Source organism: Nocardia terpenica, assembly GCF_013186535.1.
In the GTDB taxonomy this organism is placed as follows: domain Bacteria; phylum Actinomycetota; class Actinomycetes; order Mycobacteriales; family Mycobacteriaceae; genus Nocardia; species Nocardia terpenica.
The window spans coordinates 2,179,538-2,196,931 of the sequence record NZ_JABMCZ010000003.1 but is presented as its reverse complement, the minus strand read 5'-3'; the positions used below and the strand labels follow the sequence as shown (position 1 = coordinate 2,196,931).

Below are 17,394 nucleotides of genomic sequence, written 5' to 3'. Positions count from 1 at the left end.
GATGTCAGCCCTGGGTGTCGAGGCGGTAGCCGAGCCCGCGCACGGTCACCACCAGGCGCGGCGCCGACGGATCCCGTTCGATCTTGGTGCGTAATCGGCGCACGTGCACGTCCACGATCCGCTCGTCGCTGAAGAAGCCGCGATCCCACACCCGGTGCAGCAATTCCGTCCGGCTCAGGACACGCCCCGGCGGCTCCGCCAGCTCGCACAGCACCCGGAACTCGGTGAGCGTCAGGTGGATCGGCTCGGCGCCGCGGCGCACGGTCCCCGCGACCGGGGACAGCACCAGCGGGGCCCGCGGGTCGGCGTCGAGCACGAGGTCGGTGGAGGCGACGGGCGACGCCTCGGCGGCCTCCCGCTCGGCGACCAGGCGGGCCCGGCGGCGCAGCGCCCGCATGCGGGCGGTGATCTCCTTGATCTGGAAGGGCTTGGTGACGAAGTCGTCGGCCCCCGCCTCCAGCGCCGCCACCACGTCATGGGTGTCGTCGCGCGCGCTCACCACGATGATCGGCACATCGTGATCGCGGCGAATCTCCCGAATACAGGTGAAGCCGTCCATCATGCCCAGCATCAGATCGATGATCATGACGTCGGGCACGCCGTGCTCCCGCACCAGGCGCAGGGCGGCCTCGGCCGCCTCGGCCTCGGCAACCTCGTAGCCCTCGTCTTCCATCGCCAGTCGCAGCACGCTGCGGACCCGATCGTCGTCCTCGACGATCATCAGGCTGAAACCCATTCCTCACCCCAACTACACGCGCGCTTGCAGCGTATCGGCATCCACCGATCCGGCAAGTATCTTTCTCGATCCGGGGCGCTTATGAATTATGCAGTGCCGCAAGCAGAGTCTCGAGGATAGGGGATCGGCGTGCGTCGCTGCGCAGCACGGCCGAGACCTGCACCCGCAGGGGGCGCCCGCCGAGGTGCAGGGTGGCGATGCCCTCGGTGGCGCTGTCGGCGTACAGGATGGTCCAGGCGTCGGGCCGGTTGATCAGTTCCATGGTGGCGGTGTGGTCGGGCGGGATGGGCGGGCCGTAGGTGGGGCGGGTGGGCAGATCGGCGAAGGCGGCCCGGACCACGTTGTGCAGCAGCACCTGTTCCTGTTCCGGCGGGAGTAACAACGGGAAATTTCCGAGCTCCGCGAGTGTGACGTCGGTCCGCCCGGCGAGCGGATGGGCGGTGGACGCGGCGATCACGAGGTCCTCCACCCAGAGCTGTTCGACGCTCAGACCGGGCTGATCGACGCTGCCGCGGATGAGAGCAAGATCACAATCGCCGTCCGCGACCGCGGCGATGCGCTGCCGGAAGGGCTTGATCACGAACTCGATCTCGGCCCCCGGATGCGACTCGCGTGCTCCGGCGATGGCCGACAGTGATCTTGTTGCGAAGGACATGTTCGCCGCCAGGCGAATCCGGGGCCCGGATGCCCGCACAGCTGCGCGAATGGCGGACTCGAGGCTCAGCATCTGCTTCGCAAGCGGCAGTAGCCGAGTGGTTGCTTCGGTCGGAACAACCGATCGTGTGGAGCGCTCGAAGAGCTGCACACCAAGATCATGTTCGAGCCGGGCGATCTGATGACTGATAGCTGATTGCGATATGAAGCAGCGCGCGGCGGCTCGGCTGAAGCTCAGTTCCTCGCACACCGCGACGAAGTATGAGAGCTGCCGCAGTTCCATCACGATCTCCATTCATGAACGATCCAGATAAGAGTCATCTGAATTATGCGCCTGACCCGTGGAACAACTGCATTCCGAATCGCGATTAGTAATGACAGAAGGAGGCTGTCATGCAGTATGTGGATGCGGGGATCGAAACCGCTGATGTTGTCATCGTCGGCTCGGGCTTCGGCGGGCTCGCCGCCGCGAAGCAGCTGAGCAAGTCGGCGGTTAACTACGTTCTCATCTCGAGCACACCGGAACACCTGTTCCAACCGCTGCTCTATCAAGTTGCGACGGGTGTGCTCCCCGCCACAGACATCGCCCCGCCGATCGCGCACGTGCTGCGCCGGCACAAGGGGGCCGACGTGCGGGTCGGCACGGTCGTCGACATCGACGCCGATGCCGCCGTGCTCACCTACGAGACGCCCGAGGGGCGCCGCCGCATCCGCTACGCCTCGTTGATCGCCGCCACGGGGGCCAGCCAGTCCTACTTCGGCCGGGACGACTTCGCCGAGAAGACCTACTCGCTCAAGACCATCGATGATGCCAAGCGCCTGCGCGCCCAGATCGAGCGGGTGTTCGCCGAGGCCGCGGGCGCCGATGCGGAGACCCGCGAGCGGCTGCTGAGCTTCGTGGTGGTCGGCGCGGGCCCGACCGGTGTGGAGGTCGCCGGGCAGCTCAAGGAGCTGGCCAAGCGGGTACTACCACCAGGAGGTGTCGGTGTCGCTGGTCGAGGGCGCCGGGGCCGTGCTGCCCCCGTTCGGCGGGAGCCTGTCGGAGTACGCGCGGGACTCGTTGCGCGGCAACGGGGTCGAGGTGCTGCTGGACACCTTCGTCACCGATATCGAGCCGGGCAAGGTCACGGTGCGGACCAAGGACGGCGTGGAGCGCCGGATCGGCGCCGAGACCGTGGTGTGGTCGGCGGGTGTGCAGGCGGGCGGCTTCGCCACGCTGCTGGCCGAGGCGACCAGCTGCGAGACCGACCGCGCGGGCCGGCTGCTCATCAATCCGGACTGCACCGTGGGCGGGCACGCCGATATTTTCGCCATCGGCGACATGACCTCGCTCAACGGGTACCCCGGGCAGTCGCCGACCGCGATGCAGGAGGGCCGCCACGTCGCCGACATCATCCGGCGCAAGAAGCAGCCCGGCACCCCGTTCGTCTACTGGGACAAGGGCTCGATGGCGGTGATCAGCCGGTTCAGCGCGGTCACCAAGCTGAACGACAAGGTGAAGTTCACCGGCACCATCGCCTGGGCGGCCTGGCTGGCGGTGCACCTGTTCTACCTGGTCGGCTTCCGCAACCGCTTCGCGGCGGTGGCCTCGTGGCTGGTCGCCTTCATCGGCACCGGCCGCCCCGGTTTCGCCGAGACCGCCCAGGCGCCCGCGCCGAAGGCCAGCCCGCAGGATCGACAGCGCGCGGCTTAGCGCCGCCGAACCGACGGCACGACAGGCCCTCCGGCCGCCGCGGGCGCCGGGGGGCTTCGTCGTATCGGGCCGCGCGTTCCACCTCCGTGGTAGCCGTTCGGGGTTACAACTTGGCCAGGACCTTCCGCACGGTGAGGTAGGTGCGGGTGGTGATGTCCTTGCCGTACACCGATTCCAGCCAGGCCATGTGGTTGGCCGTCGAGGGCGTCATATTGTCGATGACGGCCAGGACCGCCCGGGCGGGCTCGTCGTAGCCGACGATGCGGACCGCGGACGCCAGCGCCGGGGGCAGCGGGCCCGGGCCGCCGCGCTTGCCGCCGTCCTTGACGAAGGTGACGGTGAGATAGGTGTCGCGGCCGTGGGTCAGGCCCGCGAAGGGGTCGGAGTCCACCAGGGCTTGGAGTTCGGCGCGGCTGCGGATGATGGTGCCGCCGCCGATGCCCAGTTCGGCGTTCAATGCCCGCTGGATGCGCGATTCCAGTGCGGGAACATCGGTTTCGGTGCTGCCGAACAGGATGTTGCCGCTGGACAGCAGCGAGCTCACCGCATCGAAGCCGAGTCCGGTGAAGACCGCGCGCAGCTTCTCGTTGCGCATATCGGGGTTGCTCGGCATGATGCCGCGCAGCCAGGCCGCGTACCGGATCATGCGGTTCCGACGCCGTTCTTCTTGCGCTCGATGTCGGCCAGGGCCGCCAGGTGCCGCGCGCGCTCCCCGGCGGCGGCGTCCCAGGCCTCCTTGCGGTTCTTGACCACCTTGGCGGGCGCGCCGACCGCGATGCCGAAGTCGGGGATGTCGCCCTTCACGACCGCGTGCGCGCCGAGCACGCAGCCGCGGCCGACGCGGGTGCCGCGCAGCACGGTCACCTTGGCGGCGACCCAGGTGTCGGGCCCGATCCGCACCGGGCTCTTCACGATGCCCTGATCCTTGATCGGCAGGGTGACATCGTCCATCTTGTGGTCGAAGTCGCAGATGTAGCACCAGTCGGCGACCAGCGTCGATTCGCCGATCTCGATGTCGAGGTAGGTGTTGACGACATTGTCCTTGCCGAAGACCACCTTGTCGCCGATGCGCAGCGAGCCCTCGTGGCAGCGGATGGCGTTGCCGTCGCCGATGTGCACCCACCGGCCGATCTCCATGCGGCCCAGTTCCGGCGTCGCGTGGATCTCGACCCGGCGGCCCAGAAAGACCATGCCGCGCAACACGATGTGCGGGTTGGCCATCCGAAACCGGAGCAGCCGGAAGTACCGCACCAGATACCACGGCGTGTAGGCGCGATTGGCGAGCACCCAGCGCAGCGACGCCACGGTCAGAAAGCGGGCCTGCTCCGGGTCCCGGCGGCGCGACCCCCGCCATCGCGAGCGCAGCGGCGCGCCCCACATGCTCGTCACGAACTTGCTCCTCGGGTTCTGGTCGTCGTCGAGGTACCAGGGTACTTTCGGGCGGCGCGCGGGTGCTCACACCCCTGGATCGAAGCCACACCGTGAGGCGACGGCCCGCCGCGGCGGCGGGGCGGCTAGTCTCGTGCAGGCCCGTACGAGCAGAGGGAGACCAGTCAGGTGCGTAGCGGCAACCGGACAGTGGTGCGGCGCCCGATGATTCGGGTCGCGGCGGCGGTCGGCGCTGTCGGTGTGCTGGCCCTCGCCGGATGCGGCGGCACCCGGCTCGACGACATTACCGTCGGGCCGGGCAAGGGGTGGCCGTCGGCGTTTCACGATGCCCGCAACAGCGCCTCCAGCCCGGTCACCGGGTCGCGGCACCTGGTCCTGAGCTGGGCGCGTCCCCTCGGCGGGCCGGTGACGATGCCGCCGACGCTGGGGCCGGACGGGCAGATCTTCGTCAACACCCGCGCCGAGATGGACTGCGTCGGCGTGCCCGGCACCACCGGGTTGATCTTCTCCTTCCAGATGCCCACCGGGCGCAAGCGGTTCTGCAATACGTTGCGGCCGGAGGCGCTGGGCGGGGCGTCGGCCATCGACGGCGCGACCAATGTGTATGTCGGCGACGGCGGCGCGCTGTTCTCCTTCAACGCGCTCGGCCAGCCGCGCTGGCGCACCCCGGTGGCGGGCGTGCCGGTGTCGGTGCAGTTCACCGGGGACGGCAATGTGCTGTCGATCAGCCAGTCCGGCCAGGTCGACGTCCTGGATCGGCAGACCGGCGACCGGGAGGTGCCGACCTTCCAATTGCTCGGCGAGCCGGACTATCTGAAGACCCCCGACCTGCCGCGGCCCCCCGACGGCCAGGGCCTGGGCGACTGCCTCACCGGCGGCCCGCAGTGCCCGGTGGCCACCGCGTCGGCCGTGGACCGGGATTCGGGCCGCTTCTACGTGACCGTGTGGCGGCCCGGCAGCCCGGCGGCGTCGCTGGTGGCACTGCGCTACGCCGACAAGCGGATTCGCCAGGAGTGGAGCGCCGACCTGCTCGTCGACGGCAGCGCCACCAGCCCGGCCCTGTCCTCGGACGGCAAGACGGTGTACGTCGGCGACAACAGCGGGCGGCTGATCGCCGTGAACGCCGCCGACGGGCGCACCATCTGGACCCAGCCCCTGGGCTTCTCGCCGCGCGGCTCGATCTCGGTCGACGACGGCCTGCTGATCCCGGGCGGCGACGACGGCCACCTGATCGCGCTGCGCGACCGGGGCGACAGCGTCGAGATCGCCTGGGAGCGCAAGGATCTCCAGCTGCGCGGCCGCCCGGTGCAGACCGCGGGCGAGATCGGCTACGTGGTCGCCCCGATCGGCGACGCCCTGAGCCTGGTCACCTTCGACACCCGCAACGGCGCCACGCTCGCCTCGGCGGATCTGCCGGGCGCGCAGGGCAGTACGGTCGGCACCGCGATCGGGCCGGACGGCCAGGTGGTGGTGACCACCGGTATCGGCGAACTGTTCGCCTTCACCCCCGAGCAGAAGAAGTAGCCGCCCGATATACCGGCGGGGTCTCGCAGACGAAAACCGTTGGTGTGCGGCCGATCCGGGTGATCACCAGGGTGATCGGGGTATCGCCGCGCGGTTTCAGGCGGGAGCGGAGCGCGTCCGGATCGAGATCCACGCCGCGGGTGAGGATTTCGAGGGGGCCGCAGTCGCGGCGGTGCAGTTCGGCGCGCAGCGACTTCTCGCGGAAGTCGAGCCGGTCCAGGATGCGGAAGCCGCGCACGCCCTCGGGAACCCGGTCGCCGGTGAGGTAGGCGATGCGCGGATCCAGCTGCCACAGGCCGTGTTTCGCGGCGTAGTGGCGGACCAGCCCGGCGCGCACCACCGCGCCGTCGGGGTCGACGATCCACTCCCCCGGCGCGCGCTCGGGGATCTCGTCGGGCTCGGCGTCGGTGAGGGTCCAGTGCGCACCGCCGGAGCCCAGCACCGTGGCGCGGCGGGTGACGCCCGGGTCGGCGAGGCCCGCCGACCACAGGCACGCCTCGCGCACCGAGCCGTCCAGCGAGACGACCTCCACCTCGCCGCCGACCTCGAGCGCGTCGAAATCCAGTCCGGGAGCGCACTTCACGACCAGGTCGCGGCCGCGGTAGGCGGCGAGCAGATCCGGCAGCGGGGGTTGCAGCCTGGCCGGATCGTGGGTGCGGCGGCCGTCGGCGCGGCGAGCCGGATCGGCGAGCACCACGGTGTCGATGCTGCACGGCCGCAGCGCATCCGCGCGCGCCAGCAGCACGTGGCCCGCACCGGCGAGGTTGTGCGCGGCCATCGCCAGCCGGACCTCGTCCAGGTCGCTGCCCAGCACCGCCGGGCATTCCCGGTGCAGCGCAACCAGTTCCGCGCCGATCGAGCAGGTCACGTCGTGCACCGCCCGCCCCGCGAGCCGTCGCGCCCGGTACCGTGCCACCGCACTCGGGGTCGCCTGCTGGAGGGCGTCGTCGGTGAACAACCACTCCCCGGCGTCGTCCAGCTTCGCCGCCGCCCGCCGCCGCAACCGCACGGTCTCCACCAGCGCCGCCGCCCGGTCCCCGTGCGCGCGCCGCACCCGCTCCAGGTCGCGCAGCAGGCTCGCCGGGGTCAGCGGCAGCCCGGCCACCTCCGCCAGCGCCGCGCGCCCGGCGGCGCTACCGAGATAGCCGACATCGTCGCGAGAAAGCCCGTACGCCACGGCAATTCACGCCCCTCGGGCGACGACGCGGTGCACTACTCCGGCTTCACGCCGGTGATCATGGCGTTGTAGAAGAACTGGCGGGGCACCACGTGCCGCAGCACGTTCTCGTCCACCCAGCTCAGGCCGAGCCAGGCGCGGTACTGCGCCATGCGGTAGCGCCAGGTGAGCTTCTCGGCGGGCACGGCGGCCTCGAAGGTCCGCACCGGCCAGCCCCACAGCGCGGCGGCGAATTCCTCGGTGGCGGCGTGCACCTGCACCGCACCGGCCGAGCGGGCCATCGCCTCCAGGTCGGCGGGATCGAAGGTGTGCAGGTCGACCACGGCCTCCAGCGCGGCCGCGCGCGAGGACTCGTCCAGTTCCTCCTGCGGGCGCCGCCATTCGCGCAGGAACGGCAGCTTGGTGACCTCGGTGGTGACCTTCCAGGTGAGCTGGCCCAGCTTGCGGGCGTAGAAGTTGCCGATGGTGGTCGGCTCGCCCGCGAAGACGAAGCGCCCGCCCGGCTTCAGCACCCGCAGGCACTCCTTCAGCGCCAGCTCCACATCCGGAATGTGGTGCAGCACGGCATGCCCCACGACCAGATCGAAGGTGTCGTCGTCGTACGGGATGGTTTCGGCGTCGGCGACCCGGCCGTCCACCTCGAGACCCAGGTGCTCGGCATTGCGCAGCGCCACCTTGACCATGCCCGGCGACAGGTCGGTGACCGAACCGCGCTTCGCCACGCCCGACTGCATCAGATTCAGCAGGAAGAAACCGGTTCCGCTGCCGAGTTCCAGGGCCCGCTCGTAGGGCAGCGGCTGGGGACCGGCGACCGCGTCGAAGCGACCGCGCGCGTAGTCGATACAGCGCTCGTCGTAGGAGATCGACCACTTGCCGTCGTAGGTCTCGGCCTCCCAGTCGTGATACAGCACCTGGGCCAGCTTGTTGTCGGCGAGCGCGGCCTGGACCTCCGCCTCGGTGGCGTGCGGGTTCGGCGCGGGGTCCTCTGGACGTGCGGTCATGGACGGAAAGCCTACTCGAGCGTCAACGCGGCCCCGGTCAGTGGCCCACGAATTCCGCGGCGCCCGGACCGGCCGCCAAATAGGAACGTGTTCCTACGCTGCGATCCTCGGTCTCGAACAGCGCCGCCCACTCGCCGCGGGCGCGGTCGTGGCCGTGCGTCCCGGCCTCGAAGACGCGCTTGGCGGCGGCGAGCGCGCGGGCCGGGCCGGTGGCGAAGCGCCGGGCCCAGGCGAGCGCGGCGGTGTACACGTCGTCCGGGGCGACCACCTCGTCGACCAGGCCCAGGGCCGCGGCCTCCGTCGGGTCCACGAATCGGCCGGTGTACACCAGGTCCTTGGCCCGTGCGGGCCCGATGAGCAGGCTCAGGCGGCGGATCCCGGCGAGCGGGATGAGCCCGGTATGGATTTGCGGCAGGCCGAGTTTCACGTTGTCGCCGACGATTCGCCGGTCCGCGCCCAGCGCCAGCTCCAGGCCCGCGCCCAGGCAGTAGCCGCTGATCGCGGCCACGGTCGGCTGCGGCAGCCGCGCCAGGCAGCCCAGCGCGCCCTGGAGATCGGCGGCCATGGCCCGCGCCTGCTCGGCCGACAGCCGCGCCAGCTCGGCCACCTCGTCCCCCGCCGAGAACACCCGCTCGTCGCCGTACACCACGACCGCCCGCACCCGCGGGTCCGCGCCGATCCGCTCGGCGGCGGCCGCCAACTCCAGCGCCGCATCCAGATCGATCAGATTCATCGGCGGGCGCGCGAACCGAAGCACGGCAATCCCGGGTTCGGCGCGGTCCACAGTCACGAATTCGGCCACGACGGTGCAGCCTACTGGGAGCCGCGCAGGCGCGAACCGTCCGGGAGCTCGGCCAGGTAGCGCGTGTAGTTCGGGAACTGCAAACGCTTCGCGCCGTCGACGACGATCGGGTCCGGCTGGATCGGGTCGAGGGGCGGGGCGGCGGCGAGAATCGCCGCGGTGGAGGCGAATTCGCCGAGGGCGGTCAGCTGGGACCAGGTGGGCGGCAGCAGCACGTCGAGCCCGGCGCGCCAGCGGTCCAGGGCCTGCGCCGGAGTGCGCCAGGCGACCTCGTGCGCCTCGGAGGTGGCGCCGTCGGCGCGCTGCCCGTGCGGCAGCACGGCGACGAAGAAGCGGGTGTCGTAGCGGCGCGGCTCCACGAGCGGGGTGATCCAGTTGGCCCACGGCCGCAGCAGATCCGCGCGCAGCACCAGCCGCTCGCGGGCCAGGAACTCGCCCAGCGAGAGCTCCCGCCTCTCCAGTTGCTCGCGCGCCGCGCGATAGGCGGCGGTATCGGAGACCACGATGTCGGCGGTCGGCCCCGCCAGCAGCACCCCGCACTCCTCGAACGTCTCCCGCACCGCCGCGCACACCAGCGCCTGCGCCCGCTCGGGGGCAACCGCGAACCGCTCCCCCCACCACGCGGGACCGGGCCCCGACCAGCCGATTTCGGCCTGCGCATCGGTGGGATCGACGCCCCCGCCGGGAAACACCGTCATCCCGGCAGCGAACGCCATGCCCTGCACCCGGCGTTGAAGAAAAACCTCGGGTCCATTCGCGCTGTCCCGCACCAGGATCACGGTGGACGCATCTTTGGGCACCGCGCCCCGCGAATCACCGTCCGCAACAGTCTCACTCACAGTCGCACCCTAACGCCTGCTTGGTATGGAATGGGCAAGACCTAGCGACAGGTTCCGCTACTCAAGCGCGGTGGCGGCCGAACCTTTGGGAGCGGCGGGCGAAGTAGCGGCCGTCGATGCGGTCCAGGGTGATGGACTGGCGGAACGCCTCGCTCAGGTTCTCGGCGGTCAGGACCTCGTCGAGCAGGCCCTGGGCGATGACGCTGCCCTCGTTGAGCAGCAGCGCGTGGGTGAAGCCCGGCGGGATCTCCTCGACGTGATGGGTGACCAGCACGGTGGCGGGCGCGTCGGGGTCGGCGGCCAGGTCGCCGAGCTTCTCGACCAGTTCCTCGCGGCCGCCGAGGTCGAGCCCGGCGGCGGGCTCGTCGAGCAGCAGCAGCTCCGGATCGGTCATCAGGGCCCGCGCGATGAGCACCCGCTTGCGCTCGCCCTCGGAGAGGGTGCCGTAGGCGCGGTCGGAAAGGTGTTCGGCGCCCAGGCTTTCCAGCATGTCGACGGCGCGGTCGGTGTCGACGTCGTCGTATTTCTCGCGCCAGCGGCCGACCACGGCGTAGCCCGCGGACACCACCAGGTCGCTGACCTTCTCGTCCAGCGGCACCCGGCTGGCCACCGCCGCCGAGGACAGGCCGATGCGCGGGCGTAGCTCGCTGATGTCGACCTTGCCGAGCACCTCGCCGAGCAGATTGGCGTGGCCGGAGGTCGGATGCATCTCGGCGGCGGCCATCCGTAGCAGCGAGGTCTTCCCGGCGCCGTTGGGGCCGAGCACGACCCAGCGTTCGTCGAGCTCCACCTGCCAGGTGACGGGACCCACCAGCGTGTGGCCCGAGCGTCGAACGGTCACCTCGTTGAAATCGATGAGCAGATCTGGATCCGGTTGCGGCACGGGCTCCATCTTGTCCGACGGCCGGGTAGCCTGCTCGTCCCGGTCGGTTCGCGTGCCCGGTGTCATTGTGCGCATCGTCCTATCCGTCGGTCCGTCGCGAAAATCGAGCACGATCCTGCCGCACCGTCGACGTCACGTCGACCGGTCGGCGCGTCATGCGTGGTCGGGTGGTACGGCGATCACCGTTATCGAGCCGGGGGCCACCTCGGTGAAGCCCGCGTCGCGCACCGCGGTGGCCGTACCGGCGGCGACCCGGCGGCACAGCCCGGCCCACCGCCGTGCGTCGGCGTCGCGCACCGCGCATCGGTAACCACGCAGCGACCAGGCGTAGGCCGCCTGCACCGGCAGTGCCCCGGCCAGCAGCATACTCGCGTGCCCGACCTGTGCGGCGGCCTTGCCGACCGTCATGCCCAGCGCCGAATTCACCCACAGCACCGGCACTTCCGGATCGGGCGGTCCCGGATCGTCGTGGTCGAGATCGGTGCCGCCGATCTGCAGCTTGCGAATGCGGGGGTCGATGTCGCCGACCGGGCCGGGCACCAGCGCGCGGGCATGCGCGCCGTCGACCTCGATGGTCACGCCGTCGACCTCGCCCGCCGCCAGCCACTGCGCGCCGCGCGCCCGCCGCGCCACCTTGCGGATGCGCGAGCGCTTCCACGTCAGGTAGCGCTGTTCCCATTCGCCGTCCGGGCCGACGCGCGGGTCCAGGCACACCGCGACGGCCGCCGCGGCCGCCGCCTCCAGCAGGGCGCTACGCGGCGGCGGGTCGAGCTTCCGGATGTGCAGCACCATCTGCATGGCCTGCACCAGGGCCGGATCCGCGGGGTCGCCGCCGCCCCCGTAACCCCGCGTCAATTCCGCATGCCGCACCCGAAACCCGGCATCCAACTCCGCCGCCGCGGAAACCACCACATCACTCCGATCGCGAACAACACCCGGACCACAGCGTATCGCCCGGGCGTGCGCGGGTCAGCGGACGTGGATGGTGGTGGTGAAGTGCTCGGCCGGGGCGGTGTTCTGCTCCCAGGAGCGGGCGTAGTTCAGGACCAGGGTGGTGGTGCCGGGCGACGCGCCGGTGAAGTGCCACACCGAGGTTCCGCCCGAACCGATGGGCGGGTTGCTCGTGGTCACGGCGGGGTGGTACTCGGGATCGCCGTCCTGTTTGACGATCTTCTGGTCCAGGTCCTGGGTCTGCCAGCTGTAGCCGGTGGTGTGGTTGGCCGCCAGCGTGACCACCAGGTTCTGGCCCACCGCCAGGGTGACGTCCTTGCCGTTGCCATCCGCGCCGACGTTCACCGGTGGCGCGGCCGCGGTGGTGGGCGGCGGGGCGGCGGCCGAGGTCGGGTCCGCCGCCCCGGAATGATTGGTGCCGCACGCCGCGAGAGTGAGACCTAGCGCAACTATCAGCAGGGGAATTCGCACGCTGTCCTCCCATTCGTCGTCGGCCGGGCACGAGGCGCCCTCCCCGCCGACGCCACCGAGCGGACAAACCTGTCGACTCGCTCGGGCCGCACCCGACCGTTTATTCCAATTCCGATGTCCAGCATGCCCGAACCACGGGCAAACCGCCGCCCGCGGTACTGAAGAATTGACGCCGCCCGCGGTTACGAGGATTGACACCACCCGCGGTTACGAGATTGACAACGGCCGCGGTTACGAGGATTGACACCGCCTGCGGTAGCGCAGGATTGACGACAGCCGCGACCGTCAGCCCAAGGGCACGCGGCGAATCAGTCCGTCGCGGGCGTCGGCGGCTTCTACCTCGTCGCGGGTGACGCCGAGGATGAACAGGACCGCGTCCAGGAACGGGTGGGACAGGGCGGCATCGGCGACCTCGCGCAGGGCGGGCTTGGCGTTGAAGGCGATGCCGAGCCCGGCGGCATTTAGCATGTCGATGTCGTTGGCGCCGTCGCCGACCGCCACCGTCTGGTCCATCGGCACCCCGGTCTCGGCCGCGAAGCGCCGCAGCGCCACCGCCTTGGCCGGGCGGTCCACGATCTCGCCAATCACCTTGCCGGTGAGCCTGCCGTCGACCACCTCGAGCGTATTGGCCTGCACGAAGTCCAGTTCCAGCTCGTGCGCCAGCGGCTCGATCACCTGGCGGAACCCGCCGGACACCACGCCGCAGCGGAATCCCAACCGGCGCAGCGTGCGAATGGTGGTGCGCGCCCCCGCGGTGAGCTCGATGGCCTCGGCCACCTCCTCGATCACCGTCTCCTCCAGCCCGGCCAGCGTCGCGACCCGCTGCCGCAGCGATTCGGCGAAGTCGAGTTCGCCGCGCATGGCCGCCTCGGTGACCCGGCGGACCTCGTCCTCGACGCCGGCGTGCGCGGCCAGCATCTCGATCACCTCGCCCTGGATGAGGGTGGAGTCGACGTCGAACACGATGAGCCGCTTGGCCCGTCGCGCCAGCCCGGCCCGCTCGACCGCGACGTCGATATTCTCCTTGGCCGCGATGACGGACAGGGCGGTGCGCAGCCGGGTTTCCGCGGCCTCGGTGCCGGGCGCGGTCACCATGAGCTCCAGCCCGGTCACCGGATAGTCGGCGATGCCGCGAATGGAGTCGATGTTCACGTCCTGCTCGGCGAGCTTGCGCGCGATCGCGCTGAACGCCCGCGCGGTGACCGGGTTGCCCAGCACCACCACCGCGTGCGTCGATACCCGCGCGCCCGCCACGGAATTCGCGCCGATCTCCACGTCGACCTGCATGCCGACGGTCGCCATCGCGTCCTCGAGCTGATCCTGCAGGCCCTCGGGGTCGCTCGGGCAGGTCACGAGCACGCCGAGGGTGAGACGACCGCGGATGACGACCTGTTCCACATCGAGCAGGCTCACCCCGTTCCGGGACAGGGCCGTCAGCAGCACCGAGGTCACACCCGGCTTGTCGGGGCCCGTGACGGTGATCAGCACCGTCGTCTCGGACGTGCTCAATCGAAGCTCCGTTCGTCGTGAATGCCGCATCCGCCGGACTTACCGAGGACCCGCCCATTGTCTCAGGCCCGATATCCGTTCCCCGAGGCCGACGGCGCGGGCGTGGCCGGGATCACGCGGCCTCGGATCCCGGCCAAGAGCACGCCGGGAACACAGCCAAGAGCACGCCGGGAACACAGCCAAGAGCACGCCGGGAACACAAACGCGGCGGCCGTCTCGAAAGACGGCCGCCGCTTCGTATCTGTGATCCCGGCATGCTTTTGGCCGGGATCTAGCTCGAAACCTTCTCGAGCTCCTTGACCGTGTGCGACTTGGAACCCCAGCCCACATGAGCCTCGGCCCGCATCCGCTCCACCATGTGCGGATAGTGCAGCTCGAACGCCGGACGCTCCGAACGAATTCGGGGCAGCTCGTAGAAGTTGTGCCGCGGCGGCGGGCACGACGTCGCCCACTCGAGGGAGTTGCCGTAACCCCACGGGTCGTCCACGGTCACGACCTCGCCGTATCGGTAGCTCTTGAAGACGTTCCAGAGGAACGGCAGCGTCGAGGCACCCAGGATGAACGCGCCGATCGTCGAGATGGTGTTCAGCAGCGTGAACCCGTCGGTCGGCAGGTAGTCGGCGTAGCGGCGCGGCATGCCCTCGGCGCCCAGCCAGTGCTGGACGAGGAAGGTGGTGTGGAAGCCGATCATGGTGGCCCAGAAGTGCCACTTGCCGAGGCGTTCGTCCATCATGCGGCCGGTCATCTTCGGGAACCAGAAATAGATACCCGCATACGTGGCGAACACGATGGTGCCGAACAGCACGTAGTGGAAGTGCGCCACCACGAAATAGGTATCCGACACATGGAAATCCAGCGGCGGGCTCGCCAGGATCACACCCGACAACCCACCGAACAGGAACGTCACGATGAACCCGACCGAGAACAACATCGGCGACTCGAACGTCAACTGACCCCGCCACATGGTGCCGATCCAGTTGAAGAACTTCACACCCGTCGGCACCGCGATCAGGAACGTCATGAACGAGAAGTACGGCAGCAACACCGCACCGGTGGCGTACATGTGATGCGCCCACACCGCGATCGACAACGCCGCGATCCCCAACGTCGCATACACCAGCGTGGTGTACCCGAAGATCGGCTTACGGCTGAACACCGGGAAGATCTCCGACACGATCCCGAAGAACGGCAACGCGATGATGTACACCTCGGGGTGGCCGAAGTACCAGAACAGGTGCTGGTACAGGATCGCGCCACCGGTCGCCGGGTCGTAGATGTGCCCGCCCAGGTGCCGGTCGTAGGCCAGCGCCATCAGCGCGGCGGTCAGCAGCGGGAAGGCCAGCAGCACAAGCACACTGGTGACGGCGATGTTCCAGGTGAAGATCGGCATCCGGAACAGCGTCATACCGGGGCAGCGCAGGCAGACCACCGTGGTGAGCATGTTGACGCCACCCAGAATGGTGCCGAGGCCGGAGACGGCCAGGCCCATGATCCACAGGTCCGCGCCCACGCCCGGGGAGTGCACGATGTCCGACAGCGGCGTGTACGCCGTCCAGCCGAAGTCGGCGGCGCCGCCCGGGGTGATGAAGCCCGCGGTCGCCATGGTCGCGCCGAACAGGTACAGCCAGTAGCTGAACGCGTTCAGGCGCGGGAAGGCGACGTCGGGCGCGCCGATCTGCAGCGGCAGCACGATATTGGCGAAGCCGAACACGATCGCGGTCGCATAGAACAGCAGCATGATCGTGCCGTGCATGGTGAACAGCTGGTTGAACTGCTCCGGCGACAGGAACTGCAGGCCCGGGCGGGCGAGCTCCGCGCGCATCAGCAGCGCCATCACGCCACCGATGAGGAAGAACGACATCGCCGTCACCAGGTACATCACCCCGAGCACCTTCGGATCGGTGGTGGTGACCATCTTGTAGATGAACGAACCCTTCGGACCCAGTCGTTGTGGGTACGGCCGAGTCGCTTCCAACTTGGGGACTGGCTGGGGCTCTACAGCAGTCACTGATCCTCCTGAAGGTATGCCTTCTGGTCGTTGTCGTACGCACGGCTTCCGGTCCGAGACGGCGCCCCGCTTCGGGGTCCGGTCGGCGCACAGCGAACGACGGGTGGCTTGCGCTACTACGCATCGTAAACCGTGCTGCCGCAAGCATCACTCCCGGTCCTACTCGGTGTCGTAATTGGGGGACGCCGAGGTCGTGTGTACCCTTCCCCGCATGGCGGTGATCGAGGTCGACCCCACCCGAAACACCAAAGCTCGCAACCGCACCCGGGCACGGCGTTTGCGCGCCGGTAGCGCGGCGCTGGTCGCCGCCGCCGCGCTGCTCACCGCGTGCGGTACCGGGTCCAACGACGACGCCAGCATCGTGCGCACCACCACCAATATCGCGGGCGCGGACGTGGTGGGCATCGAACGCGACACCCGCCAGGCGTGCCCGCTGCCGACCGACCCGGATCAGGCGTCGGGCACGCACGAGGTGAACGGGGTGCAGGCGCCCGCCGATCCGCAGCGGATCGTCGTCCTGGACACCCCCGCCCTGGATGCGGCCTGTTCGCTGGGGTTGTGGAAGCGGATCGTCGGCGCGGCCACCGTCGCCGGGCCCACGCCGCAGCCCTCCTACCTCGGCACCGGCATCGCCATCGTTCCCGGCATCGGCGGGGTGGGCAGCCCGGACGCGGCAAGAATCGCTGCGCTGCACCCGGATCTGATCGTCGGCACCGCGGGCGACGGCGGCGCCGACGCGCTGCGCGGCATCGCCCCGACGGTGCTGGTCCCCGCCGGTGCCTGGCAGGACACCTACACCGCGTACGCCGACGCGATGGGGCGGCGCGGGGCCGCGGCGAAGGCGCTCGACGCCTATCACGCCGACGCCCGCGGCCTCGGCGCGCGCATCGCGGCGTCCTTCTCCCAGGCGTCGGTGGTGCGCTTCTCCGGCAACGACATTCAGGTGCTCGGCAACGACAGCTTCGCCGGTCAGGTGCTCGCCGACGCGGGCGTGCAGCGGCCGGGGCCGCAGCGTTCGCACTCCTACACGGTGAGCGCCCTCGGCACCGAGGCCGAGCGGGCCAAGGTGGAGGGCGACATCATCTATGTGCTGTTCGACGGCGACGAGGGGAAGAGCTACGGCCAGCGCGTCATGAAGGGCGCCGACTGGAAGAAGCTCGGCGCGGCCACCGACAAGCGGCTGTTCAATGTCGAGGACGACATCTGGCACGGGTCCGGCGTCACCGCCGCCCGCGCGATGCTCGAGGATCTGCGGGCGACGCTCAACGCCTATGTCAGTGACTGATCAGCAGTTCGGGTCCCGCACGGTGCAGGTGTAGCGCTCGGCCCCGCCCTCGCGGACCGACACATTGGACCCCTCGGCGAGCTGCCTGTTGCGCTCGGCGTGGTAGTTGCGCGTGGCGTCCTGATGCTGGTTCTGCAGCACCGGGTTCCGATCGGTGTGGTTGAACCCCATCGGATCACCCCGGTGGGCACCGGTCGTGTCGTGCATGCCCGAGTTGCCGGTGTGCGCCGAGCCGCCGCCGTGTGAGGCGCCCGACAGGCTGGCCGAATCCGCGGCGGCGCTGCCCGCCTGGAAAGTCCCGATCGCGGCCAGCGCGACGAGTACGGCGAACACCTTGCCTGCGACAGGTCGTGTCATGGCTTCGTTGCCCTTTCATTTCTGGTCCCCGCCGCTCCCGGCGGAATCTACGTAGATCAACAGTAGGTAGCGACTCTGAGACGAGACTTAGAACTGTCAAAAAATTTTTGACGGT

Annotated in this window: 16 protein-coding genes and 1 pseudogene; 3 read left to right on the top strand and 14 right to left on the bottom strand. The window is 69.8% G+C overall.

The genetic code is table 11. The features are described from left to right. Window positions 1–4: 4 nt before the first annotated feature. Window positions 5–736 (bottom strand): response regulator transcription factor, encoded by a 732-nt coding sequence (locus HPY32_RS31765; RefSeq protein WP_067578382.1) that lies wholly within the window; start codon window positions 734–736, stop codon window positions 5–7. Window positions 737–815: 79 nt separating this feature from the next. Further along, window positions 816–1,673, bottom strand: coding sequence for a LysR family transcriptional regulator (locus HPY32_RS31760; protein WP_098699004.1), 858 nt, complete (start codon window positions 1,671–1,673; stop codon window positions 816–818). Window positions 1,674–1,783: 110 nt separating this feature from the next. Between HPY32_RS31760 and HPY32_RS31755 the strand changes: the two are divergent. Continuing rightward, a pseudogene (locus HPY32_RS31755) lies at window positions 1,784–3,083 on the top strand (NAD(P)/FAD-dependent oxidoreductase). A gap of 103 nt (window positions 3,084–3,186) precedes the next feature. Here the strand turns inward: HPY32_RS31755 and HPY32_RS31750 are convergent. Beyond that, window positions 3,187–3,729 (bottom strand): DUF1697 domain-containing protein, encoded by a 543-nt coding sequence (locus HPY32_RS31750; protein WP_067578378.1) that lies wholly within the window; start codon window positions 3,727–3,729, stop codon window positions 3,187–3,189. Then, entirely contained in the window at window positions 3,726–4,463 is a 738-nt protein-coding gene (locus HPY32_RS31745) for an acyltransferase (RefSeq protein WP_171983184.1), read from the bottom strand. The genes HPY32_RS31750 and HPY32_RS31745 overlap by 4 nt, the downstream gene beginning before the upstream one ends. 177 nt (window positions 4,464–4,640) lie before the next feature. Between HPY32_RS31745 and HPY32_RS31740 the strand changes: the two genes are divergently transcribed. Next, the gene (locus HPY32_RS31740) at window positions 4,641–5,996 is read left to right on the top strand and encodes an outer membrane protein assembly factor BamB family protein (RefSeq protein ID WP_231951321.1); all 1,356 of its coding nucleotides are present in this window, start codon (window positions 4,641–4,643) and stop codon (window positions 5,994–5,996) included. On the opposite strand, the gene HPY32_RS31735 is transcribed toward HPY32_RS31740, so the two are convergent. The 9 genes from HPY32_RS31735 to ctaD form a co-directional block, all read right to left on the bottom strand. Next, window positions 5,974–7,173 (bottom strand): THUMP-like domain-containing protein, encoded by a 1,200-nt coding sequence (locus HPY32_RS31735; RefSeq protein ID WP_067578374.1) that lies wholly within the window; start codon window positions 7,171–7,173, stop codon window positions 5,974–5,976. The genes HPY32_RS31740 and HPY32_RS31735 overlap by 23 nt on opposite strands. A 35-nt stretch (window positions 7,174–7,208) precedes the next feature. Further along, entirely contained in the window at window positions 7,209–8,174 is a 966-nt protein-coding gene (locus HPY32_RS31730) for a class I SAM-dependent methyltransferase (protein WP_067578372.1), read from the bottom strand. Between the two features lie 37 nt (window positions 8,175–8,211). After that, window positions 8,212–8,976 (bottom strand): enoyl-CoA hydratase-related protein, encoded by a 765-nt coding sequence (locus tag HPY32_RS31725; protein ID WP_067578370.1) that lies wholly within the window; start codon window positions 8,974–8,976, stop codon window positions 8,212–8,214. Window positions 8,977–8,987: 11 nt separating this feature from the next. Next, window positions 8,988–9,815: an NUDIX hydrolase gene (locus HPY32_RS31720; protein ID WP_067578368.1), complete on the bottom strand. Its 828-nt coding sequence runs from the start codon at window positions 9,813–9,815 to the stop codon at window positions 8,988–8,990. Window positions 9,816–9,876: 61 nt separating this feature from the next. Further along, window positions 9,877–10,707 carry an ABC transporter ATP-binding protein gene (locus HPY32_RS31715; RefSeq protein WP_067584487.1) on the bottom strand — a complete coding sequence of 277 codons (831 nt, stop codon included), beginning with the start codon at window positions 10,705–10,707 and terminating at the stop codon, window positions 9,877–9,879. 144 nt (window positions 10,708–10,851) lie between these two features. Next, entirely contained in the window at window positions 10,852–11,607 is a 756-nt protein-coding gene (locus tag HPY32_RS31710) for a peptidyl-tRNA hydrolase (RefSeq protein WP_231951320.1), read from the bottom strand. Window positions 11,608–11,667: 60 nt separating this feature from the next. Continuing rightward, window positions 11,668–12,120: a protease inhibitor I42 family protein gene (locus HPY32_RS46310; protein ID WP_067578364.1), complete on the bottom strand. Its 453-nt coding sequence runs from the start codon at window positions 12,118–12,120 to the stop codon at window positions 11,668–11,670. 285 nt (window positions 12,121–12,405) lie between these two features. Further along, window positions 12,406–13,629, bottom strand: a complete 1,224-nt coding sequence (gene serB, locus HPY32_RS31700) for a phosphoserine phosphatase SerB (protein ID WP_156673880.1) — start codon at window positions 13,627–13,629, stop codon at window positions 12,406–12,408. Window positions 13,630–13,900: 271 nt separating this feature from the next. After that, window positions 13,901–15,637, bottom strand: coding sequence for an aa3-type cytochrome oxidase subunit I (gene ctaD, locus HPY32_RS31695; protein WP_082870594.1), 1,737 nt, complete (start codon window positions 15,635–15,637; stop codon window positions 13,901–13,903). Between the two features lie 211 nt (window positions 15,638–15,848). Between ctaD and HPY32_RS31690 the strand changes: the two genes are divergently transcribed. Then, window positions 15,849–16,922 (top strand): iron-siderophore ABC transporter substrate-binding protein, encoded by a 1,074-nt coding sequence (locus HPY32_RS31690; protein WP_067578358.1) that lies wholly within the window; start codon window positions 15,849–15,851, stop codon window positions 16,920–16,922. Here the strand turns inward: HPY32_RS31690 and HPY32_RS31685 are convergent, their stop codons facing one another. Then, a complete protein-coding gene (locus HPY32_RS31685; RefSeq protein WP_156673879.1) occupies window positions 16,923–17,279 on the bottom strand; it encodes a hypothetical protein in 357 nt (118 codons plus the stop codon). Between the last annotated feature and the right edge of the window lie 115 nt (window positions 17,280–17,394).

Excerpts from the sequence above, each read along its gene's own strand:
- HPY32_RS31765 (WP_067578382.1), bottom strand. The coding sequence starts at position 736 with ATGGGTTTCAGCCTGATGATCGTCGAGGACGACGATCGGGTCCGCAGC.
- HPY32_RS31760 (WP_098699004.1), bottom strand. The coding sequence starts at position 1,673 with ATGGAACTGCGGCAGCTCTCATACTTCGTCGCGGTGTGCGAGGAACTG.
- HPY32_RS31750 (WP_067578378.1), bottom strand. The coding sequence starts at position 3,729 with ATGATCCGGTACGCGGCCTGGCTGCGCGGCATCATGCCGAGCAACCCC.
- HPY32_RS31745 (WP_171983184.1), bottom strand. The coding sequence starts at position 4,463 with ATGTGGGGCGCGCCGCTGCGCTCGCGATGGCGGGGGTCGCGCCGCCGG.
- HPY32_RS31730 (WP_067578372.1), bottom strand. The coding sequence starts at position 8,174 with ATGACCGCACGTCCAGAGGACCCCGCGCCGAACCCGCACGCCACCGAG.
- HPY32_RS31715 (WP_067584487.1), bottom strand. The coding sequence starts at position 10,707 with ATGGAGCCCGTGCCGCAACCGGATCCAGATCTGCTCATCGATTTCAAC.
- HPY32_RS31690 (WP_067578358.1), top strand. The coding sequence starts at position 15,849 with ATGGCGGTGATCGAGGTCGACCCCACCCGAAACACCAAAGCTCGCAAC.
- HPY32_RS31685 (WP_156673879.1), bottom strand. The coding sequence starts at position 17,279 with ATGACACGACCTGTCGCAGGCAAGGTGTTCGCCGTACTCGTCGCGCTG.